The sequence below is a fragment of the Flavobacterium sedimenticola genome (assembly GCF_030053345.1).
Classification (GTDB): domain Bacteria; phylum Bacteroidota; class Bacteroidia; order Flavobacteriales; family Flavobacteriaceae; genus Flavobacterium; species Flavobacterium sedimenticola.
The window spans coordinates 184,487-208,994 of the sequence record NZ_JASGBP010000003.1; the positions used below are offsets into that span (position 1 = coordinate 184,487).

Sequence of the window (24,508 nt, forward strand, 5' to 3'; positions counted from 1 at the left end):
AAAACGAACCCCTTAAAAACTTTACCGAAATGTTAACAAATAAGCCTTGACAAAGCCATAATTAATCGTATTTTTACGGCTCAAAATTTTTTAGACATAAATGGGTAAAATCATTGCAATTGCCAATCAAAAAGGAGGCGTCGGTAAAACGACAACTTCAGTCAATTTAGCTGCATCACTGGGTGTTTTAGAAAAAAAAGTGTTATTGATTGATGCTGATCCGCAAGCCAATGCGAGTTCGGGTTTGGGAATAGACGTGGAAAGTGTCGAAATCGGAACCTATCAAATTTTAGAACACAGCAACACGCCTGCAGAAGCCACGATTGCGTCGAGCTCTCCCAATGTTTGGGTAATTCCGGCTCATATTGATTTGGTAGCGATTGAAATCGAATTGGTCGATAAAGAAAACCGCGAATACATGCTTAAACAAGCCTTGGAAAGCATCAAAGACGAATACGATTATATTTTGATTGATTGTGCACCTTCATTGGGTTTACTCACACTGAATGCCTTGACTGCAGCCGATAGTGTCGTGATTCCGATTCAGTGTGAATATTTCGCTTTGGAAGGGTTAGGCAAATTATTAAACACCATCAAAAGCGTCCAAAAAATACACAATGCCAATTTAGATATCGAAGGTCTTTTACTCACCATGTACGATTCGCGCCTGCGTTTGTCGAACCAAGTAGTCGAAGAAGTACAAAAGCATTTTAATGACATGGTTTTCAAAACCATCATCCAACGCAATGTAAAACTCAGTGAAGCCCCGAGTTTCGGAGAAAGTATTATAAATTTTGACGCTACCAGCCGAGGAGCCACCAACTACTTGAGCTTAGCACAAGAAATTATCAAGAAAAACAGTTAAGAAACAGCATGGCAAAAGCGATTAAGAAACAAGCATTGGGAAGAGGATTGTCGGCCCTGTTGAAAGATCCGGATAACGATATCAAATCGGTTAATGATAAAAATGCCGATAAAGTCGTTGGAAATATCATCGAATTGGATATTGATGCTATTGAAATTAATCCGTTTCAGCCCAGAACCAATTTCAATGAAGAACAACTTCAGGAATTGGCCTCTTCTATCAAAGAATTGGGGTTAATTCAACCGATTACAGTTCGCAAATTAGAATTCAATAAATACCAATTAATCTCGGGAGAGCGTCGTTTGCGCGCTTCTAAAATGGTCGGATTAACTACCGTTCCGGCTTATATTCGCATTGCGAACGATAACGAATCGTTGGTGATGGCTTTGGTGGAAAACATCCAGCGTCACGATTTAGATCCTATTGAGATTGCTTTATCATACCAACGATTAATTGATGAAATTCAGTTGACGCAGGAGCAAATGAGTGAGCGCGTGGGTAAAAAAAGGTCTACTATTGCCAACTATTTGCGCTTATTAAAGTTAGACCCGATTATCCAAACCGGTATCCGAGACGGTTTTATCAGTATGGGACACGGTCGAGCCATCATCAATATTGACAATCACAATATTCAAACCGATATTTATCAAAAGATTGTCAGTCAGAATCTTTCGGTACGCGAAACCGAAGCCTTGGTAAAAAACTACCACGACAGCTTGAAACCGGCTCCAGCCAAAGCCAAAAAAGGTGAAAACTTCACAGTTGCAGAAGACCAAAAAAAGGCAATTACCAATTTCTTCGGTTCTAAAATCGACATCAAAGTCGCCGGTAACGGTAAAGGAAAAATCACCATCCCGTTTCATTCGGAAGAAGACTTCAACCGTATTGTTAAATTAATTAAAGGTTAGTGAAGGGCGTTTGTTATATAACCATTCTTTTTTTCCTTTGGGGAAGCCCGTTTCTTTTTTCCCAAGAAATGAAAGAAGTTTTAGTGGTTAAAGACACGCTGAAACTCCAAGAAATCGACCCGTTGCGACCTACTAAAGCGGCTTTTTATTCGGCCATATTGCCCGGATTAGGTCAGGCTTACAATAAAAAATACTGGAAAATCCCTATCGTATATGGTGCCATTGGTACCAGTATGTATTTTTATTTAGACAACAATAAAAAATACCACAGCTATCGCGATGCCTATAAAAGACGCTTAGCCGGATTTAACGACGATCAATACCAATACCTTGACGATTCTCGTTTGATTCAGGCGCAACGCTTTTACCAACGCAACCGCGATTTGTCGTTGTTGGTTACGCTTGGTTTCTACGTTTTAAACATAGTGGATGCCAATGTGGATGCGCATTTAATTCAATTTAATGTCAACGATAAATTATCAGTGGCACCCGATGTGTATCAAAACGATTTTACGGCGCAACCCAATGTTGGTTTGACTTTTAATTACCGATTCTGATGAAAATAGCTCTCTTAGGTTACGGCAAAATGGGCAAAGTGATTGAACGTATCGCTTTGGAAAGAGGACACGAAATTGTACTCCGAAAAAGCAGTTCCAATTCCTTTGATGGACTCTCCTCGGCCGATGTTGCTATTGATTTCAGTGTGCCTTCGGTGGCGGTAGAAAACATCACCACTTGTCTCAACCAAGGTGTTCCGGTGATTTCGGGCACTACCGGTTGGTTGGAAAAATACAACGATGTGGTCGCTTTATGCCAAAGTCAAAACGGCGCTTTTTTATACGGCTCCAATTTCAGCTTGGGTGTCAATCTTTTTTTTGAATTGAATACGTATCTGGCCAAACTAATGGCCCGGTTTTCCTCGGTTTACAAGGTATCGATGGAAGAAATTCATCATACTCAAAAACTCGATTCTCCCAGCGGGACCGCCATTTCATTGGCAAACGGCATCATTGAAAATTCGGCTTACGCAGGCTGGATTGAAGGAAAACCTGCCGATACTAAAGCAGCATCTGATGAAATTGTTATCGAGGCTAAACGTATTGAAAATGTACCCGGAACCCACAGTGTTTTTTATCAATCCGATGTTGATTATATCGAAATCAAACACGTAGCCCACAATCGTGAAGGTTTTGCCTTAGGCGCCGTGTTGGCAGCCGAATGGATTCAGGGAAAAAAGGGCGTTTTCTCGATGAAAGATGTTCTCAATTTAAAAGCATAATAACCAATCTGTTTTTCCGCTGTAACGAAAAACAAAAACAAATTACCAATAGTAAAAAAATATAGCGTATGTCAACATATCAATGGTTAGTTTTTTTTCTGATAATTCAGTTAATACACGGATTAGGAACTTGGAAACTCTATGAAAAAGCCGGCAGAAAACGCTGGGAAGCCTTTGTTCCGGTCTATAATGCCATAACGTTGATGAAAATAATCAACCGCCCTACATGGTGGACTTTATTGCTGTTTATCCCAATCATCAACCTCATTATGATTCCGGTGGTTTGGGTAGAAACGTTGAGAAGTTTCGGAAAAAACAGCACAATCGATACTTGGCTTGGTCTTTTTACGTTGGGATTTTATATCTATTACGTTAATTATACTCAAAATGTGACCCATATCACCGATCGCAGTTTGGTAGCACGTACCAAAACCGGTGACACTGTTAGCTCCATTATTTTTGCCGTGGTTGTAGCCACTTTGGTGCATACCTATGTGATGCAACCGTTTACTATTCCGACTTCTTCCTTGGAAAAAACCTTATTGGTGGGTGACTTTTTATTTGTGAGTAAGTTTCATTACGGGGCCAGAACGCCCATTACCTCGGTAGCGGCACCTATGGTTCACGATACTTTACCCTTATTGAATACCAAATCGTATTTGAGTCGACCACAATATCCTTATTTCAGATTTCCGGGCTTTGAAAAAATTGAGCGCAACGACATTGTTGTATTCAATTGGCCGGTAGATACGGTGTACTATTTCCGTGATCCTTCGGGGCGTTACGCCTACAAACCCATCGACAAAAAATCGAATTACGTAAAACGATGCGTAGGCATTCCGGGCGATCAAATTCAAATTAAAAACAGTGAATTGTTTGTCAATAACCAGCCTTTGGTGTTGTCCGACAGAGCGAAACCGCAATACTCGTATACCGCCAAGTTTAAGTACGACCCTAATTTTAATTATCCGCAACTTTTTGCCGATTTGAATCCGTATGAAAATGATCGCGGCGGCATGTACAAGGACAGCATTTTATACTTCCCGGCACTAACGGATGAAAGTGTTCAAAAATTAAAATCGGTTCCCGGAATTTTAGAGGTAACCAAAGCCATCGACACTGTAAATACGGCTTTCACTTACGATTTTAAATACAATCCTGATGTAAACGACGGTTTCTTGAACATCATCAATCAAATCAAAGAGTCCGGAAAGTTCAGAGTGGAAGAAAGGGACGGCAACATTATCCGAATCTACAATCTTCCTGCCGATGTGGTTAATTTGATTAAACAAAGTAAAGCCGTAAAATACTGCCGCGAAGTGTATGAAATTTTCCCGCACAGCGAAAAGCAAAGAAACTGGACCAAAGACAATTTAGGTCCGATTTACATCCCGGAAGCCGGAAAACAAGTTGCTTTAAGCCTGGAAACACTGCCTTTTTACGCCCGAATCATTTCAGATTATGAAGGCAATAAGTTGGAAGTAAAAGGCAACGACATTTACATTAACGACCAAAAAGCCACTACATACACGTTCCAACAAAATTATTATTGGATGATGGGTGACAACCGTCACAACTCGGAAGACAGTCGTTACTGGGGATTTGTTCCGGAGAACCACATTGTAGGGAAACCGGTATTTATTTGGATGAGTTGGGACAGCAACGGCAGTGGTTTGAACAAGATTCGTTGGGACAGAATGTTTACTACCGTAAGCGGTGAAGGCCAACCGGAATCCTACTTCAAATACTTCCTGATCTTATTAGCGTTGTATTTTGTAGGGGATTATTTTTGGAAGAAAAAGAAAAACGCTAAAGCCTAGATGTTGTAGGTTATAAGTTGTGGGTTATAAGTAAAAAGTGTAAAGCCTACAACCTACAACCCACAACTTACAACTTACAATCAATAATGAACAATATCCTGATTCATCCCGGCTATTTTCCTTCCATCAGTCATTTTGTGGCCATGGCGCAAAGTGAGTTGGTTACTTTTGAAATGGATGATAATTTTCAGAAGCAAACCAATCGGAATCGCATGTATATTTACAGCCCGAATGGCATTCAGCTGCTCAACATTCCCATCAAACACACCCGAGAAGCACATCAAAAAACCAAAGAGGTAAAGATTGAAGATGCTTTCGATTGGCAAAAACAACACTTCAAATCGCTGGAAGCCGCCTACAGAACTTCGCCTTTTTTTGAATATTTTGAAGATGACATCCGACCGATTTATGAAAAGAAGCACACCTTTTTGATGGATTTAAATTTTGAAACCCTGGCTGTAGTTTCCAAATGTTTGGGTTTGGAATTTGATTACAACGAAACCACCGAATACTTTCATGAAGTTTCCGACAAAACCGATTTACGAGGTTTAATCAACGGAAAAAAAGACGCTTCCCTATTTGCGCCATATACTCAGGTTTTTGAGGAAAAACATGGCTTTTTAAACAATCTGAGCATCCTCGATTTGTTGTTTAATGAAGGACGTTATGCGTTAGATTATCTGAAAAAGCAAAAGCTGTAGTTAGTCGGCAAAAGCCAATCGGGTCATAATCGGAAAGTGATCGGAATTCTCAAATTGAGAAAAACTGGTGAAACTCTTGACCGTCATTCTTTTATCGGCAAAAATATAATCAATCCGCGCCGGATAATACTTGAATTTATAGGTTTGCCCAAAACCGTTTCCGGCTTCTTCGAAGCAGTCGTTTAAATCCCCCTTAATCGTTCGGTAGATATACGAAAAAGCGCTGTTATTCATATCGCCGCAAATAATCACAGGATAATTGCATTTCTTTTTATGATTGACTAAAATCGAGGCTTGCTGTTCTTGCTTTTTAAACGCATCCCGCATCCGACCGAATACTTGTTGCGATTTGTTTTGGTCGATCGCATCCACATGCTCTTCAATTTCATTCACATCCGGCGAAATTTTTATCGATTGCAAGTGTATATTGTACACGCGTATGGTATCTTTTCCCTTGCGTATATCCGCGTAAATAATGTTGTTTCCGGCTTCTTTAATTTTAAAATCGCCTTGATTGAAGATGGGAAACTTCGAAAAAATAGCCTGGCCTGTTTTGATTTTATTGCCTTCCATAAAAATCGCTTTGTATTTGTAAACACGCAAGTCAATCTTGGCACTTTCAGAGTATTCCTGAATGCAGAGTACATCAGGATTTTTCTCATTGATAAAAGACAGTATATTATGACCTACCTGATCGTTTTGAATCCAATCAAACAAATTGAACAAACGAACATTGTAACTCATTACCGTAAAATCTTTTTCCGCTTCAGGCAATTCATTTGAGGAAAACTTGTAAAACTTATTGATAAACGTAATCCCTAACAGCAGTACTAAACCCGACAGTATTAATTGGCGCTTGAGTTGGAGTAACCAGTAAAAAAAGAAACAGGCATTGAGTAATAAAAAAAGCGGTAAAATCAGGGTTAATACCGATAACAACGGGAACATTTTAGGCGCCAGAAAAGGTAAAACATAGGCAACGAAAGTCAATACTGTGAGTACAATATTGAATCCGAAGGCAATCCTGTTAAACCATGATAGCTTTTTCATCTGTGCTTATTTTCCCGACTTGAAGAGAAATTCCTTCTCTTCGGTAGTCAAACTGTCGTAGCCCGATTGACTGATTTTGTCCAGAATCTCATCAATTTGCTGTTGGGTTTTATCTTTAGTTACAATTTTACTTTGACTTTTAACTGCTGGTTTTTTGGGGTTAACATGTACTTTTTTGAACGGTGTGGATTTTTTAGGTGAAAATACATTTGCTCCAAAATCGATTACCGAACTTACTATCCGACTCAAATCGGTTCCTCTTTGCAACAACGTGATGTAAATATAACCAAAAAAGGCACCACTTAAATGTGCAATATGACCGCCCATATTTCCCATTTGCAACTGTAATAAATCTAATAAAATAAGAACTCCGGCAATGTGCCAAAGCTTGACATTTCCTATTAACAGCAATCGAATTTCCATTAAAGGCTGATACGTGGTAGTCGCTACCAAAAGCGCCATAATAGCCGCAGAAGCGCCTACCATTAAAGACGAATATCCTAATATATAAAAGCTCAAAACATAAATTAAACCGGCAAAAAGAGCACTTAACAAATACAATCCGAGGTATTGTTTCTGGGTAAAGAAGGTCAGGAATAAACGACTGGCGAAATTCAGCACCATCATATTAAAAAACAAGTGCATGAAACCGTCATGGAAAAAAGCATAGGTCAACAACGTCCAGGGTTTGTAGAGTATCGCCATCGGTTCTGACGATACCGCCAACCAATCGGGATAGGCAAAAACACCGGTTTTAAACTGGTAAAAGAAGGGAATCGACAGTATAAAAATACCGACATTCCAATAAATCATCTTATTGGCAATACCGCCGATTTTATATTGCAGCTTTAAATCTTCAAGAATGCTCATACTAATTCCAACGGTTATTATTGAATGAATTTTTCTTCCAATACCACATCATGATAAATCCGGTTAAGGCACCGCCCAAATGTGCAAAATGCGCTACTCCGGTTCCGCCACTGCCAAAAATAGAACTGCCTTTGAACCCTAAAAACAAATCCAACGCCAACAATCCCGGCACAAAATATTTGGCTTTAATCGGCACTGGTATAAATAACATCATCAACTCGGCATTCGGGAACATAAACGCAAAAGCGATTAATAAACCATAAATTGCGCCGGAAGCTCCAACGGCCGGTATATTATATGAACTATACATGGCTTCTAAATCCGATAAAGAAATGATTTCCAATAAGGCATTATTGTATCGTCCTTCTTTTACAACAGCATTAATAACCTCCGTCGGAACATTCGCTTGTTGTAATATTTCCAAAGCATGATGGTACTGGTAATAATTCACGCCCATATGCAATAAAGCCGCCCCCAATCCACAGGAAATATAGAAAAACAAAAATTTTCTCGCACCCCAAAAATGTTCCAAAGCACTACCAAAGGAAATTAAAGCAAACATATTAAAGACAATATGCATCAAGTTTGGAAAACGGGCATGCATAAACATACTCGTCAGAGGTTGCCAATAGTTGAAATTGGGATTATCCGGAGAAAAAAGAGCAAACAACTGATACGCCACATCGCCCACAAAATTAGAGCCGATGTAAAAAATAACATTGATAATCAGTAACTGCTTAACAGTTTCGGTCATTCGCATCATAGACTGAATTTTTTATCTAAATCTTCCACACTCATCGTAATGAAAGTTGGTTTTTGAAAAGGAGACACATTAGGCTCTTTGCAAGCAAACAAATTATGCACCAAATTTTCTTGCTCTTTCCCACTCAAATAGGTTCCGGTTTTGATGGCCAAACTTTTAGCCATCGATTTGGCAATCGTATCATTTTGGCTGAAACTTTGGCTCGGAATCTCATCCTGCATAGCACTCAATAACTCTTCCAAAACAATCGAAACCTCACTTTCCGCCACATTGACAGGTAAACCCGACACCAAAATGTGATCATGATGTACCGCTTCAAACAAAAAACCGGTACTTTCCAAAGCCGGTTGAAGCTCTTTAATCAAAGTTATTTCTGTCGGAGAGAAATACAATGGCAGCGGAAATAACAATTGCTGACTGACTGCTTGATGCACGGTCATATTGGTCAGAAACGACTCGTATAAAACCCGCTCATGCGCCCGCTTCTGATTGATAATCACCATCCCCGATTTTATCGGACTGACAATGTATTTCTTGTGAATTTGATAGGTTCGGCGAACTTCCTGCTCAGTTTCTGTATCGTCAAACAAAGACGAGGTTACCGCTTCGTTTTCAAAGGTCATCTCGGCAATCTCCTGCCCTGCTTGTTTTAACCCAACATACAAACTCTCCCAATTGGGTTGTACTTCGGTTTTTTTGTAACTCACGGAGCGGAACGACGGATTGGGTTTGTCTTCTGCAAACGGATTATAGGAACGATCTACCTGAATGGTAGGGTATTCGGCTTCTTTGTTTTGGTATTGATATGGCGTATCCAAATTAGGGTCGCGGTCAAAATCGAGTAGCGGAGCCACGTTAAACTGCCCTAAACTGTGTTTGACGGCCGAACGTAAAATGGCATACAACGCATGTTCATCATCAAACTTAATTTCAGTTTTGGTAGGATGAATATTGATATCAATGGTATGCGGCGGTACATCGAGGTAGAGAAAATAGCTCGGTTGTGCGCCGTCTTTGAGCAATCCTTCATACGCCGCCATAATGGCGTGATGCAGATAGCCGCTTTTGATGAAACGGTTATTGACAAAGAAAAATTGTTCGCCCCTGTTCTTTTTGGCAAATTCGGGTTTGCCGATAAAACCATGCAAATTAACGATATCGGTTTCTTCTTTTACCGGTACCAACTTTTCGTTGGTTTTACCCGAAAAAATAGTAACGATACGTTGTCGGTAATTGGAAATCGGCAAATTGAACATTTCACTGCCGTTGTGATACATCGTAAAATGAATGTTTGGATGGGCCATAGCCACGCGTTGAAACTCATCCACAATATGGCGCTGCTCCACGGTCTCCGACTTCAAAAAGTTGCGTCGCGCCGGAATGTTAAAAAACAGATTTTTAATGGCAAAAGAAGTACCATTGGGCACTACTGCCGGTTCCTGCGACACAAATTTGCTGCCTTCAATAACAATATGGACGCCTAATTCTTCCTGCCCTTGCTTGGTTTTCATTTCCACATGGGCAATGGCGGCGATAGATGCCAACGCTTCCCCGCGAAAACCTTTGGTGTATAACGAAAATAAATCTTCCGCTTGACGGATTTTAGAAGTGGCATGACGCTCAAAACACAAACGAGCATCGGTTACGCTCATCCCTACACCATTATCGATAACTTGTATTAACGATTTTCCGGCATCTTTGATAATTAGCTTGATATCCGTTGCTTTGGCATCAACGGCGTTTTCCAATAATTCTTTAACTACCGAAGCCGGTCGCTGCACTACTTCTCCGGCTGCAATTTGATTGGCTACATGATCGGGAAGTAATTGAATAATACTTGACATTAGGTTGTATACTGTGTTCTGTTAGAAGTACTCGAATAGGAATACCGAAGTTAGCAAATTTAAGGAAAAACAACGGTGATTTATAGTTAATAATTGGCTAAAAATAAAAAACCTGTTCCGCAAAGAACAGGTTTATTCCTATCGCTGAAAGAAAGCAATCATTACGCGGTTCTCTTTCTCAAATCGGCCATCTTTAAAGCGGATATTGCTGCTTCTGTTCCTTTATTGCCGTGTTTGCCGCCACTACGTTCGATAGATTGCTGCTCGTTATTATCGGTGAGCAAACAAAAAATCACCGGTACATCGGTTTGAACATTCAGATCTTTAATCCCTTGGGTTACCCCTTCGCACACAAATTCAAAATGCATGGTTTCGCCTTTAATGACGCAGCCAATAGTGATGACTACATCTACTTCTTGAGTCACAATCATGCGTTGCGCCCCGTAAATCAATTCAAAACTACCGGGAACATCCCATTTGATAATGTTTTCGGGTAACGCGCCGCAATCCAACAAGGCCGCTTCGGCACCTTGATACAATCCGTTGGTGATGTGGTCATTCCATTCGGAAACCACAATGCCGAAACGAAAATCTTTAGCGTTCGGGAGCCGACTTTTATCGTAGTCGGATAAATTTTTATTAGCAGTTGCCATGATTCGTTTTTTATTAAAAGAAAAAAGGATTAAAGATACCATCCTTAATCCTTTCTCCCTAATTTATTTTAAAATTATTGTGCCATTCCAATCAAAGCATCAATTTGTTGTGCTTCCATTGAGGTGTCGAAATTGTCTTTGATTTCGGTGAAATATTTTAAGGCCTCTTCTTTTTTGTTCATCGCCAAGGCTGTTTTTCCGGCTTTAAACAAATATCTTGGTCGGGTAAAACCATCTTGACCGGCATCAGCCGCTTTGATGTAAAAATCTAAGGCTTCATTTTGTTTGTTTTGTTGGGCATACGCATCACCAATAGCGCCTTTGGCTAAGGCGTTCAACATTTTATTTTCGGTAGAGAATTTTTCCAAACTGGCAATAGCTTCCGCATATTTTCCGGTATTCAAATAAGCGATACCTGCCATGTAATTCGCCTGATTGGCGGCATCGGTTCCGGAAAACTCTTCAGCAATACGAAGTACCCCGAATTTCCCTTCGGAACCTTTTAATACTAAATTGAACAGAGAATCGGCTTTGGCATCGCCATTAACCGCTTTTTGGAAGTTTTGTTGCGCTACGAATAATTCGTCAGCTGCTTCTTGTTGGTTTGGCTCAGCAATGAATTTTTGGTACGCAAAATAACCTACCACTACTACTACCACTACTGTTAAAAACCCTAAAATAATTTTTTGATTTTTAGCAATAAAATCTTCGGCTTTCGAAGCGGTTTGATCCAAGGTCTCAAAAGCTTTAGCGGTAGCACTGTCTTTTTCGTCAACGTTTACGTCCTCAATAAAAGTGTTGTCTGCTTTCTCTGCTTTTTCTTTTGGTGCTTTATATCCTCTTTTGTTAAAAGTTGCCATTTATTTTTAATTTAGTGAGCGCAAAAATAAAATTTTTATTCAAACCGTCACAAAAAAAATCATTTTAATATGCATTCCGGTTCAAATTATTTCTTTTTGGCGGTGGTTCAGAATTGTAATTGATTTAAAATATCTCATTTATGAACACGCAAAACTATTTTTTGCTGTATTTTTAAAAGATTCACGTTGTATATTTGACACCTCAAACCGAGAAGTATAACTTCGCCTGTTCACATAAAAGGTGAAGCGATAATCATAAAGTAAATCAAGTTGTTTTTAAAGCGAATTTCAGTCCTCAATTATAAAAGTTTTTCGGATATCACTTTCGAATTCGATGCTAAAATCAATTGCTTCGTGGGTAAAAACGGTATCGGGAAAACCAATATTTTAGATGCCGTATATCATTTGGCCTACGGTAAGAGTTATTTCAATCCGTTAGCCGTTCAGAATATCAAGCATGGCGAAGACTTTTTTGTTATCGACGGGACTTTTGAAAAAAACAATCGCAGCGAGCAAATACTTTGTAGTTTAAAGAAAGGACAGAAAAAAATACTCAAGCGCAACGGAAAACTCTATGAAAAATTTTCCGAGCACGTCGGTTTCATTCCCTTGGTAATCATCTCTCCCGCCGATACCGATTTGATTTTGGAAGGCAGTGAAACCCGCAGAAAATTTATGGACAGTGTGATTTCACAGTCAGACAGTCAGTACCTGCAACAGCTCATCCAATACCAAAAAACACTCAGCCAACGCAACGCTTTGCTCAAGTATTTTTCACTCAATCACGTTTTCGAAAAAGACACCTTAAGCATTTACAACGAACAATTAAATCAGTTAGGTCATTTTATTTTTGAGAAACGAAAAAACTTTATTGCCGAATTTATTCCGATTTTTCAAAAGTATCACGCTGCGGTGACGAATGCTGCCGAAACCGTACAATTGGTTTATCAAAGCGACTTATTTGAAAAAGATATGCTGACTTTATTGGAAGAAACCCTGAATAAAGACCGAATTTTGCAGTACACCTCAGCCGGTGTCCACAAAGATGATTTGTCTTTTGAAATCGAAAATTATCCGATTAAAAAATTTGGTTCTCAAGGCCAGCAAAAATCATTCTTAATTGCGCTGAAATTAGCCCAATTTGACTTTGTGAAAAAGCAAAGCGGTGAAAAACCGATACTGCTTTTTGATGACATTTTTGACAAATTAGACGAGTTTCGTGTGAGTAAAATTGTGGAGATGGTGAACAACGAAGAGTTCGGACAACTTTTTATTTCCGACACCCATCCGGAACGCACGGAGAACATCGTAAAATCGACCCATCAGAGTTACAAAATATTTAATTTGTAATGTGAATCTATTTTGTAATTTAGCTGCAAATTATGCCTTTATGAAATTGAGAATTCTTTCCTTTGCAGCCGTTGTTTTTTTAATTTTGAGCTGTCAGGGGCAAAATACAAAACTTGTTCAAACCGTTGATGTCAATACTTTTGCCGAGAAGTTGAAAAGCAATGAAAAGCCACAACTTTTAGACGTTAGAACCCCGGAAGAATACAGTGGCGAACATATTGAAAATGCTACCAATGTAAATTGGAACAGCCCTGATTTTGCGGCTAAAGCAAGTCGGTTTGAGAAAACCAAACCCGTGTTCGTGTATTGTAAAGTAGGCGGTAGAAGTGCGCAGGCAGCCGATAAATTAGCCGAATTGGGTTTCAAAGAAATTTACAATCTGGAAGGTGGCATTATGAAATGGAATGCCTCGGGCAAAGCACAAAAAACGGATAAAATTATTGGGATTTGCGACCAAGAATACAACGAATTAATACAGTCGAGTCCGAAAGTAATGGTCGATTTTAATGCCAAATGGTGTGCACCCTGCCAAAAGATGAAGCCCTACATTGTAAAAATGCAGGAAGAATTGAAGGATAAAATCAAAATTGTACAATTGGATGCCGATGAAAATAAAACCATTGTCAATCAATTGGAATTGCAAGGATTACCGGTCATTATAATTTACGAAAACGGAAAAGAAGTATGGCGCAATTTAGGCTATATTTCGGAAGAAGATTTGAGAAAACACTTGTAAAATGATTACAAAAGAAGCCTTACAGTTTTTAAACGATTTGGTGGCCAACAATAACACCGATTGGATGCATGCCCATAAAAAAAGGTATGAACAATATAAAAAAGACTACCATCAGTTTATTGCTTCACTCCTAACGGAACTCAAAAAAGGAGATCCGACTCTGGAGTCGTTGGAAGTCAAAAACTGTACTTTCCGAATCAATCGCGACATTCGTTTTTCCAAAGACAAATCGCCTTACAAAACCAATATGGGCGCTTGGTTCAGCCAAGATAAATTTCGCAAAAACAGCCCGGGATACTATGTGCATTTCGAAAAAGGAAATTCCTTTATCGCCGGTGGTGTTTGGTGTCCGGAACCCGAAGATTTGAAGAAGATTCGCAAGGAAATTGCCTTCTTTTACGACGATTTAAACGAAATTATCAACGATACTCATTTCAAAACCGAATTTAACGCCATCACTCGTGATGACGATAATGTCTTGAAAAAGGCCCCCAAAGATTACGCCCCCAATCATCCGGCCATTGAATTTTTAAAACTGAAAAGTTTTACGGCTTCACAAAAAATAGATGATTCGCTTTTTACCCAAGAAGATTTCAGTATAAAAGTGGCTCAAAAGTTAATGGCACTCAAACCAATGAATGACTTTTTAAGAAGAGCTTTGGACACTGATGATTAATTAATGACGAAAAAACGTATCCTTTTTTTAGGTGAAACCTATCGAGCCGACGCCATAACCTGGATGAACGGCCTCAGAGATTTTGGCGATTTTGAAATTGTAACCTGGGAACTCCAAACGGCCAACAACGGTATCAACCGATTGTTTCGTTTGTTAGAGTTAGCCAAAGCATTGCTGACCATAAAAAAAATCGCCAAAAGGTTACATCCTGATATGATTATTGCCGAAAGAACCACCAGCTACGGTTTTTTGGCGGCCTACTCCGGAATACAACCCATTGCCATCGCACAACAAGGAATTACCGATTTATGGCCTGAAAACACGATTACTTATCCGTTAAAAAAAAGGATTCAAAAATATGCCTTCCAAAAAGCAAATCTTATTCATGCTTGGGGAGAAGCCATGGCCGATCATATGAAGGTATCCGGAGATTACTCCAACAAAATCATGATTTTGCCTAAAGGGATTAACCTCGACTTCTTCGAATTTCAGGATGCTTCCCATAGTCAAATGATTCATGCTGTGGTCACGCGTTCCTTATTTCCCGAATACCAACACCTTTTAATTTTAAAAGCGTTCGGCATTTTAAAACAAAAAAACATTCCGTTTAAATTAGTGATTATTGGTGACGGTCCGGAAATGAAAAATCTGAAAAATGCAGCCCGTCAACTCCAAATAGCGAATGAAACAGAATTTACCGGATGGATAGAAAATACAAAAATTCCTACCTATCTTCAAGCGGCCAATTACTACATTAGCACTCCGGTAACCGAGGGCGTTTCCGCGTCTTTGTTTGAAGCGATGGCTTGTGGTTGTTTCCCCATTGTGAGTGATTTACCCGGCAATCAACATTGGATACAACAAAAAATAAACGGAATACTTGTTGGTGTCAAAAATGAGTTTAATTTAGCCGAAGAATTGCAGTGGGCTTTCCGCAATCCCGAATTTACACAAAAAGTAATTTTGGCCAATCGGAAATTTGTTGAAGAAAACGCCAACTACAAAATCAACATGAAAAAAATTGCCCTTAAATACCACGAACTAATCGCTGCTGTGTCAACCACAGTATAACTTTATGTGCGGCATAAACGGAATTTTGAACTTTAATCACCAAAAGGTTGATGAGCATCAACTGGTGAAAATGCGAGATATCCTCGAACATCGCGGACCGGACGACAAAGGTCTGTATCTACAAAACAACATCGGTTTAGGACATCGTCGCTTATCTATTATTGACACTTCCGCTGCCGGACACCAACCCTTTATCTCTGAAAACGGACGCTATGTTATCGTTTTCAACGGTGAAATCTATAATTACCAATCGTTTTATCCCGAATTAAAGGCTAAAGGGATTACGCTGAAGTCGGGTTCCGATACCGAAGTACTCCTTTGTTTGTTTGAACTGTATGGTATGGCAATGCTGCATCGATTAAACGGGATGTTTGCTTTTGCCATTTGGGATACCCTTGAGAAAAAACTCTTCTTGTGCCGAGATCGTATGGGTGTTAAACCGTTGTACTATTCTTTTCAACAACACACCCTTTATTTTGCTTCGGAACAAAAAGCCCTTTTTGCCGCCGGTGTCACCCTCGGAATTTCAGAGAACGGGATGGAAGAATATATCTACAACCGCTTTGTGGCCGGTGAAAACACCTTGTTTCAAAATGTAAAAAAACTACTGCCCGGTCATTATATGGTGGTCGATCAAAACGGACAACGGCATACCGAAAGATGGTGGAATTTGAAACATGAGATCCAAAACCACAGTACGATTGCCAATCCGAAAAAATGGTTTGAGGAAACCTTCTTTGATTCGGTAAAACTGCGCATGGTAAGCGACGTTCCCGTAGGCGTATTGCTCAGTGGCGGATTGGATTCCTGTTCTATCTTATCGGCGTTGTACCATCAACATTTTAAAAATATTGAAACGTTTAATATCAGCTTCTCCGAGCAAGAGCATAATGAGTATCATTTGGCCAAAAAAATAACCGACGAATACCATTACATCCTCAATCATACCCGACTCGAAAATGACAATTTGTATGAAAACTTGATTGAGTCCTCTTATTATCAAGACGAACCGATAATGCATCTCAACGAGCCGCATTTATTAGCCATTGCTAAATTGGCCAAACCTAAGGTAAAAGTACTGCTTTCGGGGGAGGGCGCCGATGAACTCATGGGTGGTTATGTGCGCTACAAAGCACTCAAAAACCCCTCGTTACTCAAAGTGATTGCTCAAATCTCGAAATTTGAAACGTTTACCAAAAGACCGCGCTTTGACAAATTGTTGCGCTACTCTAAAATCAGCAGTAATGCCGATTTGGTCATTTTTAACGGTTCCAATGTGTATCCGGAAGACATCAATTTGTTTTACGGCAACCGAAAGAAACCAGTGAATGAATACCGCTATTTCATATTAAAAGAGGCTCAGGAATTGTACCCGTACGATTTGCAGCGTCAGGCGTTGTATTTCGACCAGCATACTTATTTGTGTTCCCTCCTCGATCGCAATGACCGTTGTACTATGGGAACTTCCATCGAGTGTCGCGAACCTTTTCTAGACCAACGTTTGGTAACCGGATTAGGCACCTTGGATAACAAATGGATGTTTACCGGAAAAAAAGGAAAATTCATTCTCAAAACCACTATGGAAGATAAACTTCCAAGGGAAATCATCGATTTCAGAAAGATTGGTCTGAGTGCGCCTTGGGGAAGTTATTTGTTGCGATTCCCGAGGTTCAATGAAGAATTGGAAAATTTTGCGGTAAGTGATATTTTTCAAATGCCTTTCTTTGAGAACCTTGACGGCAAAAAATTGGTGGCCGAAATCAGAAAGGAAAACACCAAAATTTTGCCTTACGTAATGCCGTTGTTTATGCTTCACAAATGGCAAAAACATTACTACAAGAAATTCGTTTAACGAAAAGGATTGTTTATTTTTGTAAGCGATCTATACTTTGTACTAATGACCATTCAGCATCAATTTTCTTTAAAAAAATACAACACTTTTGGTATTGAAGCCAAAGCACACGAATTTGTAGCCGTTCAAACCGTTGCAGAATTAAAAAAGGTACTCTCCGAAAATCAGGATAAACCCAAATTTATTCTCGGCGGCGGTAGCAATATGCTTTTAACCCAAGACATTGAGGCCTTGGTAATTCACGTCGATTTAAAAGGAAAACGAATTCTCCAAGAAGATGAAGATTTCGTTTGGGTGGAAAGTATGGCCGGGGAAAACTGGCACGAGTTTGTCCTTTGGACTATTGACCAAAACTTTGGTGGCTTAGAAAATATGTCGCTTATTCCCGGAAATGTTGGTACAACGCCGGTTCAAAATATTGGAGCCTACGGTGTTGAAATTAAAGATACCTTCGTGTCTTGTGATGCCGTTCATATTGCCACACAACAAACCAAAACATTTACCAAAGAAGAATGCCGTTTCGGCTACCGGGAAAGCATCTTTAAGCAAGAAGCTAAAGACCAATATGTTATTACCTCAGTAGTTTTTAAGCTCACTAAAAGAAATCACCACATCCATATTGCTTACGGTGATATCACTCAAGAATTAGAAAGTCAAAACGTGGTGACGCCAACGTTAAAAGACGTTTCCAATGCGGTTATTGCTATTCGTCAACGTAAATTACCTAATCCGGCGGTTTTGGGTAACAGCGGTAGCTTTTTTAAAAATCCGGTCATTTCCAAACAGCAGTTTGAAACCGTTCAGCAACAATATTCGGACATTAAATTTTACGAAGTGTCGCCCACTGAAGTCAAGGTTCCGGCCGGTTGGTTGATTGAACAAGCCGGATACAAAGGATTTCGTCGCGGGGATGCCGGTGTGCATAAAAATCAAGCGCTCGTATTGGTTAATTACGGTCAGGCTACCGGACAAGAAATCTTGGCATTGGCTAAAGAAGTACAACAAGCCGTGTTTGATAAATACGGCATCGCCATTGAAGCCGAAGTTAATGTAATCTAAAAAAAGTATTAGGAAAAGGCAAAAGGATAAGTTTCCGATTAATCTGCCAACTCATTCGCAAAGCTTTTTACCTATCGTTAAAAAGAATGAAAACCATCATCGAAACCAAGCGTTGTTATTTAAGAGAATTTTCCGTCGATGACGCGCAACATTTCTATGATTTAAATACCGATAAAGAAGTCATCAAGTATACCGGAGATGTGGCTTTTCAAAACGTACAAGAAGCACGTTCTTTTTTGGAAAATTACCATCAGTACCAACAATACGGTTATGGTCGTTGGGCCGTAATCCACAAAGAAACCGGTGAATTCCTGGGTTGGTGTGGGTTGAAATTCTCGCCCGATGACAATGAAACTGACTTAGGCTTTCGTTTCTTCCGAAAATATTGGAATCAAGGGTATGCTACTGAAACCGCTAAAGCATGTATTGACTATGGCTTTAATGAGTTGCAACTCATCAAAATCGTAGGTCGTGCCATGGAAGCCAATACGGCTTCCATTAGAGTATTAGAAAAAGTAGGCATGTCATTCGTAGGCAAATTTGAATTCGACTTACACGACGGCGTTCTATATCAAATCGAAAAAAAATAATTATGTATATCCCCGAGATTTATAAAAACGAAAACCAAGAAGAAATCGAAAACTTTATCCATCAAAACGGTTTTGCGATCATCATCAACCAAACCGAAGGTAAATTGTGGGCCACTCACACCCCGCTGCTTTTAGACACCAATGAAAACGGTAAAAAAATATTGGTCGGTCATATTTCTAAAGCCAATCCGCAAGGCCAAAGCTTTAGTACTAATGATGACGTTTTGGTAGTCTTTACCGGACCACACAGCTATATTTCATCGTCTTGGTACGATCATGAAAATGTCCCTACGTGGAATTACTTAGCCGTACATGTTTACGGGAAAGTACAAGTTTACAATCACGAGAAAGCGGTGGATTCGTTGAAAAAATTAGTGGATAAATACGAAGCTAAATCGGAACGCCCGGTACGCGTGGAAAATTTATCTGAAAAAACCATGCGGGAAGCCCGTGGCATTACCGCTTTCGAAATTGTTATTACGGCCCTGGAAGCGAAGAAAAAATTATCCCAAAACCGAGATGACAAAAACTATCAAAACATCATCCGGGAACTCGAAAAAACCAATGAGAATCAAGCGATTGCTGTTGCCGCTGAAATGAGAAAAAACCGCTAGGAATTTGTTTCAAATCCCTTGATTATTGCCGTTAGAATAACTACATTTGCACACCTTTTAAAAGTCGAAAATATAGTATGTTATTACCCGTTTTCTGTTTATTTATCGCCGTAGTGGTTATTCAATTTGTGTATTACATCATCATTTTCGGTAAGTTTTCTTTTGCCAAACCACAAACATTAACGCCAAAGAGAGTACCTATTTCGGTGATTGTTTGTGCCAAAAATGAAGAGGAAAATGTAAAGAAATTTGTGCCTTTGTTGGCCGAACAAGATTATCATACTTTTGAAATTGTTTTGATTGACGACGCTTCCAGCGACAATACTCTGGAAATTTTTGAAGCTTTTGAAAAGCAATATCCCAACATTAAACTGGTGAAAGTAGAAAACAATGAAGCTTTTTGGGGTAACAAAAAGTTTGCCCTTACCTTGGGAATCAAAGCGGCTAAATACGAATACTTGCTGTTTACAGATGCCGATTGTTACCCGACTTCCAAAGATTGGATTACGAGTATGAGCGCGCAGTTTACGCCGCAAAAAAATATCGTATTGGGTTATGGTGCTTACGACAAAATTGCCAATTCGTTTCTAAATAAAATCATTCGTTTTGAAACTTTGCTCACGGCCACGCAGTATTTTTCATGGGCCAAAATCGGGAAGCCGTATATGGGTATCGGGCGAAACATGGCTTACAAACGAGAAGAATTTTTTAAAGTACGTGGTTTTATGGATCACATGAAATTGCGCTCGGGCGATGACGATTTGTTCATCAATCAGGCCGCAACGAGCGAAAACACCACCATATGTTATTTGCCGGACAGCTTTACCTATTCGGAACCGAAAAAATCGTTCAAAGAATGGTTTACTCAAAAAAGAAGACACGTTTCGACAGCCAAACATTACAAGATGTTTGACCGCAACCAATTAGGGCTTTTTTATCTTTCGCAATTGTTATTTTTAGTATTGCCGATAATATTGCTGTTATTTCAATTTCAATGGATTGCTGTAGTGAGTATCATTGGATTCCGTTATTTATTTGCCTGGTTAACCTTAGGTTTTGCTGCCGGCAAACTGAAAGAAAAAGATGTGATGTATTGGTTTCCCATCATTGAAATCATTTTAATTTTCACCCAACTCAACGTATTTATTACCAATACATTCTCAAAACCGGTACATTGGAAATAAACAAATACATAGAAAAAGCCAAAAAAGGCGACCAGGTCGCTTTTACCTATCTTCTGGATCATTATTGGAACGAGGTATACGGCTTTATGCTGAAACGTACCGAAAACGAAACCGATGCGGAGGACATTACCATCGAGACTTTTTCGAAAGCTTTTGACAAAATTGCTACCTACAATCCCGAATTTCAGTTCAATACCTGGTTGATTGCCATTGCTAAAAATGTTCACATCGATTTATTGCGCAAGAAGAAGTCGACTCTTTTTGTGGAAATCACCGATGAAGAAGATCAACAAGCCTATAATATTGCCGACAGCTCTCCTTCGGCGGAAGACGAATTGATTACCGAGCAAAATCTTTCCCGCTTATTACAATTCATCAAAGAATTAAAACCGCATTATCAGGAAGTTATTCAATTGCGTTACTTTCAGGAAATGAGCTATCAGGAAATCGCCGAACACCTCAACGAACCATTGAGCAATGTGAAAATCAAGTTACTGCGCGCCAAAAAATTGCTGGCTGAGATTATCGAAAACAAACGATAATCTTCAATTTATTTCCTAAAATTTTAAACCAATCCCAACCTTTTAACAAATAATGCGCTCTATAGCTAAAAATAGACCGCATTATTTATACTATTTTAATCTTTGTTGCGTTATAACAATAAACATCTTGCTTATGTAGTATAAATACTTAACTCTAAAACCATATAATTATGTCAAACGTTAGTATTTATGAAAAAAACTGGATTGATCTGGTTTTTGAAGGCAAAAACAAAGAGTATGGCGCTTACCAATTACGCCGGCAAAATACCCGAACCACTTTATTAGCTTTGATAAGCGGCACTGTTTTCTTCTGCTCTGCTATCGGGTTGGGATTCTTTCTGACTTCCTTTAGTGATGAATCAAACCTCAATCCGCTTCCGCCCGATGTAGTGATTGCAGTATCCAACTACAACAATCCGCCGGAAAAAGAAGAACCTGAAAAAGAAGCGGCTGCTCCTAAAAAAGAAGAACCGCTCAAGGAAGTAAAAAGCAAAGAATTGACCAATCCCGTAGTGGTAAAGCATACCGAAAATCCGGACGATATTACCCCGAACAAGGAAATAAAAAACACTGCGGAAAATCCGACCGAAGGTGGAAACACTAACGGAACTTCTGCTCCTGGTACCGGCGGAGAAACGCCGGGCATTGGTAATCCTGATCCCGGAAGTACTAAAAACAACGGCGTAGTTACTACCGACAAGTTAGACCGACTTCCTGAATATCCCGGTGGCATCAATCGATTCTATGCTTATGTCAGCAAAAACATCTCTAAGCCCGAAATTGATGAAGATTCAGGAGAGATTACCATGAGCGTTATCATGTCGTTTGTGATTGAAAAAGACGGTTCGATGACCGAAATCAGAGCTTTGCGCAGTACCGATGCGAATTTAGAAAAAGAAGCCATCCGGGTATTAAGAGCCTCCAAAGTGAAATGGGAACCGGGTATGAAAGACGGTAATCCGGTACGAACACTCTACATGCTTCCTATAAAAGTGAAAATGTAATTCCTGAAAACCGCTTCTTTCAGAAGCGGTTTTTTGTTGAAAAAAGTTGTAAAACATTAACTGTATTTTAGAATTTCAAAGTTTTGATTTAAATGAAATATTGGTATTATTGCAGTTATGAAGATTACCCTGATTTCTTTTTTTCTAACCGGTTTAGTCTATTTTTCTGATTCGTATACCCGAATGGAGAAAAATGAGTCTGATAAAAGAGATTGGCGCGATACTACGCTGATAACAGTTCCTTTTACAATCAAATTCGGAAAGGTTTCAGAAAGTTATATCAACGAAAAAAAACACCAAATAGATTCGTTTTATAACAAGTTTATCAACTCGCCCTATTACAGCGGCAGCTTCATTGTAGCCAAAAACGGCAAAGTTATTTACGAAGATTACAAAGGCTATTCGGATGCCCGAACCGGAAAAAAAATCAATGCCAACACGGCCATTCACCTGGCTTCGGTGAGCAAAGTTTTGACCGCTACCGCCATTTTAAAATTGGTGCAGGAAGACAATGTGATGCTCGACCAAAAAGTAACCGACTGGCTCCCGCGATTTCCCTACAAAAAAACCACCATACGAACCTTACTCAATCACAGAAGCGGTTTACCGCATTACTCTAATTTTCCGGGGGTGCTGAAAAAAAGTTGGAACCGAAAAAAAGTGTTGACCAATCAAGATGTATTGGATGTAATGATTAAACATAAAATCAAACCGATTTTTGCCGACAACGCTCGATTTGATTATTGCAATACCAATTATGTTATCTTAGCGCTAATCATCGAAAAAGCCACTGGACAGAATTATCGCGATGCCATGCAAACACTTATTTTTAAGCCATTGGGAATGAAAAATACCTTTGTGTTCAACTATGAAACCGATAAAGATACGGTATGCAAATCGTATCGCGGCAATACGATTTTCCCTTGGGATCAGTACGATAACTTGTACGGCGACAAGAACATCTACTCTACCCCCAGAGATTTGGTGAAGTTTGATTTGGCTACCTATTCTCCTGATTTTATCAAACCCGAATTATTACAAGAAGCTTATTTTGGTTACAGCGCCATACAGGTAGCCAAACCCATTAAAGATTATGGTTTGGGTATGCGCATGCGCTTTTTGCCCGGCGGCGAAAAAATGATTTATCACAACGGCTGGTGGCATGGCAACAACACCTCATTTGTTCCGGTAAAAAAAGACACGGTTACGGTTATTTGTTTGGGAAATAAATATTCGAACCGTCCGTATGCCACGTTGAATATGGTAAGTGGTATTTTTATGAAGAAGAAAATCGATACCAGTTTGGTTCCCATTCCGAACGAATTGGAACTCGGAGAATAATGTATTACGCTGAAGTGTCTTTTTTCAAATAAATACCGTCTTCTTTAATGTCAATCTGTTTGGCTTTATACAAAGTCCCGATGGCTTTTTTAAACGTTTTCTTGCTCATTTGCAGTACTGTTTTGATGTCTTCAGGATGACTGTCATCATTGAGACGCAAAAAGCCGCGACTGGCTTTTAATTCGTTGAGAATTTTTTCGGCATTGGGTTCAATATTCTCATACCCAATTTTTTGCAACGAGACATCAATTTTGTTATCCGGTCGGATGTGCTTAATGTATCCGGTTAATCGATCACCGGGTTTCACTTCCCGGAAGACTTGATCTTTAAATAATAACCCTTTGTGTTGGTCATTGATAATGACATTAATACCCATATCGGTAATGTGAGAGATAATCAAATCGACTTCATCCCCAACAGCCACCGTTAAATTTTCATTGCTTAAAAACTGATTGGTTTTACTCGACGCTACAATTCTGTTGGTTTTTTCATCGATATAGGCAAAAACCAAATAGCGTTTTCCCTTTTCCATCGGACGCGCCTGCTCTTTAAAAGGCACAAAAATATCTTTCTCCAAACCCCAATCTAAAAAAGCCCCGAATTGGTTGACGTGACTTACACGCAGCAACCCAAATTCATCCATTAAAATATAAGGCTCCAAAGTTGTAGCCACCGGTCTTTCTTCGTGATCCAAATACACAAAAACTACAATTTCATCTCCAATAGCATACGATTTGGGAACATACTTCAACGGTAACAAAACATCGTCTTTCCCATCGGTGAGATAGAGCCCGACTTTAGTTTCCCGAGCAATAGTAAGCGTATTGTAGTGTCCGATTTCCATAGTAAAATTAAAAAATTAGGGTACAAAGATAG

Annotated in this window: 25 protein-coding genes; 18 read left to right on the plus strand and 7 right to left on the minus strand. The window is 39.4% G+C overall.

Going from position 1 to position 24,508, the window contains the following annotated elements; all coding sequences use genetic code 11:
• Positions 1–100 precede the first annotated feature (100 nt).
• From QHT84_RS07135 to QHT84_RS07160, 6 genes are all read left to right on the plus strand, one after another.
• Positions 101–865 (plus strand): ParA family protein, encoded by a 765-nt coding sequence (locus tag QHT84_RS07135; RefSeq protein ID WP_283238869.1) that lies wholly within the window; start codon positions 101–103, stop codon positions 863–865.
• A gap of 8 nt (positions 866–873) precedes the next feature.
• Positions 874–1,773 (plus strand): ParB/RepB/Spo0J family partition protein, encoded by a 900-nt coding sequence (locus QHT84_RS07140; protein WP_283238870.1) that lies wholly within the window; start codon positions 874–876, stop codon positions 1,771–1,773.
• Between the two features lie 68 nt (positions 1,774–1,841).
• Positions 1,842–2,330 (plus strand): DUF5683 domain-containing protein, encoded by a 489-nt coding sequence (locus tag QHT84_RS07145; protein ID WP_283238871.1) that lies wholly within the window; start codon positions 1,842–1,844, stop codon positions 2,328–2,330.
• Entirely contained in the window at positions 2,330–3,052 is a 723-nt protein-coding gene (gene dapB, locus QHT84_RS07150; RefSeq protein ID WP_283238872.1) for a 4-hydroxy-tetrahydrodipicolinate reductase, read from the plus strand. The genes QHT84_RS07145 and dapB overlap by 1 nt, the downstream gene beginning before the upstream one ends.
• Positions 3,053–3,120: 68 nt before the next feature.
• Entirely contained in the window at positions 3,121–4,872 is a 1,752-nt protein-coding gene (lepB, locus tag QHT84_RS07155) for a signal peptidase I (protein WP_283238873.1), read from the plus strand.
• Between the two features lie 86 nt (positions 4,873–4,958).
• On the plus strand, positions 4,959–5,573 hold the full coding sequence (locus tag QHT84_RS07160) for a WbqC family protein (RefSeq protein WP_283238874.1): 615 nt from the start codon (positions 4,959–4,961) through the stop codon (positions 5,571–5,573).
• Here the strand turns inward: QHT84_RS07160 and QHT84_RS07165 are convergent, their stop codons facing one another.
• The 6 genes from QHT84_RS07165 to QHT84_RS07190 form a co-directional block, all read right to left on the minus strand.
• Positions 5,574–6,623 (minus strand): endonuclease/exonuclease/phosphatase family protein, encoded by a 1,050-nt coding sequence (locus QHT84_RS07165; RefSeq protein WP_283238875.1) that lies wholly within the window; start codon positions 6,621–6,623, stop codon positions 5,574–5,576.
• A gap of 6 nt (positions 6,624–6,629) precedes the next feature.
• A complete protein-coding gene (locus QHT84_RS07170) occupies positions 6,630–7,493 on the minus strand; it encodes a rhomboid family intramembrane serine protease (RefSeq protein WP_283238876.1) in 864 nt (287 codons plus the stop codon).
• Position 7,494: 1 nt separating this feature from the next.
• Positions 7,495–8,256, minus strand: coding sequence for a rhomboid family intramembrane serine protease (locus QHT84_RS07175; RefSeq protein ID WP_283238877.1), 762 nt, complete (start codon positions 8,254–8,256; stop codon positions 7,495–7,497).
• The gene (mutL, locus tag QHT84_RS07180; RefSeq protein WP_283238878.1) at positions 8,253–10,100 is read right to left on the minus strand and encodes a DNA mismatch repair endonuclease MutL; all 1,848 of its coding nucleotides are present in this window, start codon (positions 10,098–10,100) and stop codon (positions 8,253–8,255) included. Before mutL ends, QHT84_RS07175 begins: the two co-directional genes overlap by 4 nt.
• A gap of 161 nt (positions 10,101–10,261) precedes the next feature.
• Positions 10,262–10,753, minus strand: a complete 492-nt coding sequence (gene ribH / locus QHT84_RS07185) for a 6,7-dimethyl-8-ribityllumazine synthase (protein ID WP_283238879.1) — start codon at positions 10,751–10,753, stop codon at positions 10,262–10,264.
• A 74-nt stretch (positions 10,754–10,827) separates the two neighbouring features.
• Entirely contained in the window at positions 10,828–11,613 is a 786-nt protein-coding gene (locus QHT84_RS07190; protein WP_283238880.1) for a tetratricopeptide repeat protein, read from the minus strand.
• Between the two features lie 270 nt (positions 11,614–11,883).
• On the opposite strand from QHT84_RS07190, the gene recF reads away from it, so the two are divergent.
• From recF to QHT84_RS07250, 12 genes are all read left to right on the plus strand, one after another.
• Entirely contained in the window at positions 11,884–12,963 is a 1,080-nt protein-coding gene (gene recF, locus QHT84_RS07195) for a DNA replication/repair protein RecF (RefSeq protein ID WP_283238881.1), read from the plus strand.
• 40 nt (positions 12,964–13,003) lie between these two features.
• Entirely contained in the window at positions 13,004–13,699 is a 696-nt protein-coding gene (locus tag QHT84_RS07200; protein WP_283238882.1) for a rhodanese-like domain-containing protein, read from the plus strand.
• Between the two features lies 1 nt (position 13,700).
• Positions 13,701–14,375 carry a DUF2461 domain-containing protein gene (locus tag QHT84_RS07205; protein WP_283238883.1) on the plus strand — a complete coding sequence of 225 codons (675 nt, stop codon included), beginning with the start codon at positions 13,701–13,703 and terminating at the stop codon, positions 14,373–14,375.
• 3 nt (positions 14,376–14,378) lie between these two features.
• Entirely contained in the window at positions 14,379–15,446 is a 1,068-nt protein-coding gene (locus tag QHT84_RS07210; protein ID WP_283238884.1) for a glycosyltransferase, read from the plus strand.
• A 4-nt stretch (positions 15,447–15,450) separates the two neighbouring features.
• Positions 15,451–17,298, plus strand: a complete 1,848-nt coding sequence (gene asnB / locus QHT84_RS07215) for an asparagine synthase (glutamine-hydrolyzing) (protein ID WP_283238885.1) — start codon at positions 15,451–15,453, stop codon at positions 17,296–17,298.
• 45 nt (positions 17,299–17,343) lie between these two features.
• Positions 17,344–18,357 (plus strand): UDP-N-acetylmuramate dehydrogenase, encoded by a 1,014-nt coding sequence (gene murB, locus QHT84_RS07220; protein WP_283238886.1) that lies wholly within the window; start codon positions 17,344–17,346, stop codon positions 18,355–18,357.
• Positions 18,358–18,443: 86 nt separating this feature from the next.
• On the plus strand, positions 18,444–18,947 hold the full coding sequence (locus tag QHT84_RS07225; protein WP_283238887.1) for a GNAT family N-acetyltransferase: 504 nt from the start codon (positions 18,444–18,446) through the stop codon (positions 18,945–18,947).
• Positions 18,948–18,949: 2 nt separating this feature from the next.
• Positions 18,950–19,561 carry an FMN-binding negative transcriptional regulator gene (locus QHT84_RS07230; protein WP_283238888.1) on the plus strand — a complete coding sequence of 204 codons (612 nt, stop codon included), beginning with the start codon at positions 18,950–18,952 and terminating at the stop codon, positions 19,559–19,561.
• A gap of 77 nt (positions 19,562–19,638) precedes the next feature.
• Positions 19,639–20,745 (plus strand): glycosyltransferase, encoded by a 1,107-nt coding sequence (locus tag QHT84_RS07235; protein WP_283238889.1) that lies wholly within the window; start codon positions 19,639–19,641, stop codon positions 20,743–20,745.
• Positions 20,736–21,287, plus strand: a complete 552-nt coding sequence (locus QHT84_RS07240; protein ID WP_283238890.1) for an RNA polymerase sigma factor — start codon at positions 20,736–20,738, stop codon at positions 21,285–21,287. Before QHT84_RS07235 ends, QHT84_RS07240 begins: the two co-directional genes overlap by 10 nt.
• 170 nt (positions 21,288–21,457) lie before the next feature.
• Positions 21,458–22,291, plus strand: coding sequence for an energy transducer TonB (locus QHT84_RS07245; RefSeq protein ID WP_283238891.1), 834 nt, complete (start codon positions 21,458–21,460; stop codon positions 22,289–22,291).
• A gap of 117 nt (positions 22,292–22,408) precedes the next feature.
• Entirely contained in the window at positions 22,409–23,632 is a 1,224-nt protein-coding gene (locus QHT84_RS07250; RefSeq protein WP_283238892.1) for a serine hydrolase domain-containing protein, read from the plus strand.
• Between the two features lie 4 nt (positions 23,633–23,636).
• On the opposite strand, the gene QHT84_RS07255 is transcribed toward QHT84_RS07250, so the two are convergent.
• Positions 23,637–24,476, minus strand: a complete 840-nt coding sequence (locus tag QHT84_RS07255; protein ID WP_283238893.1) for a CvfB family protein — start codon at positions 24,474–24,476, stop codon at positions 23,637–23,639.
• Positions 24,477–24,508: the final 32 nt, after the last annotated feature.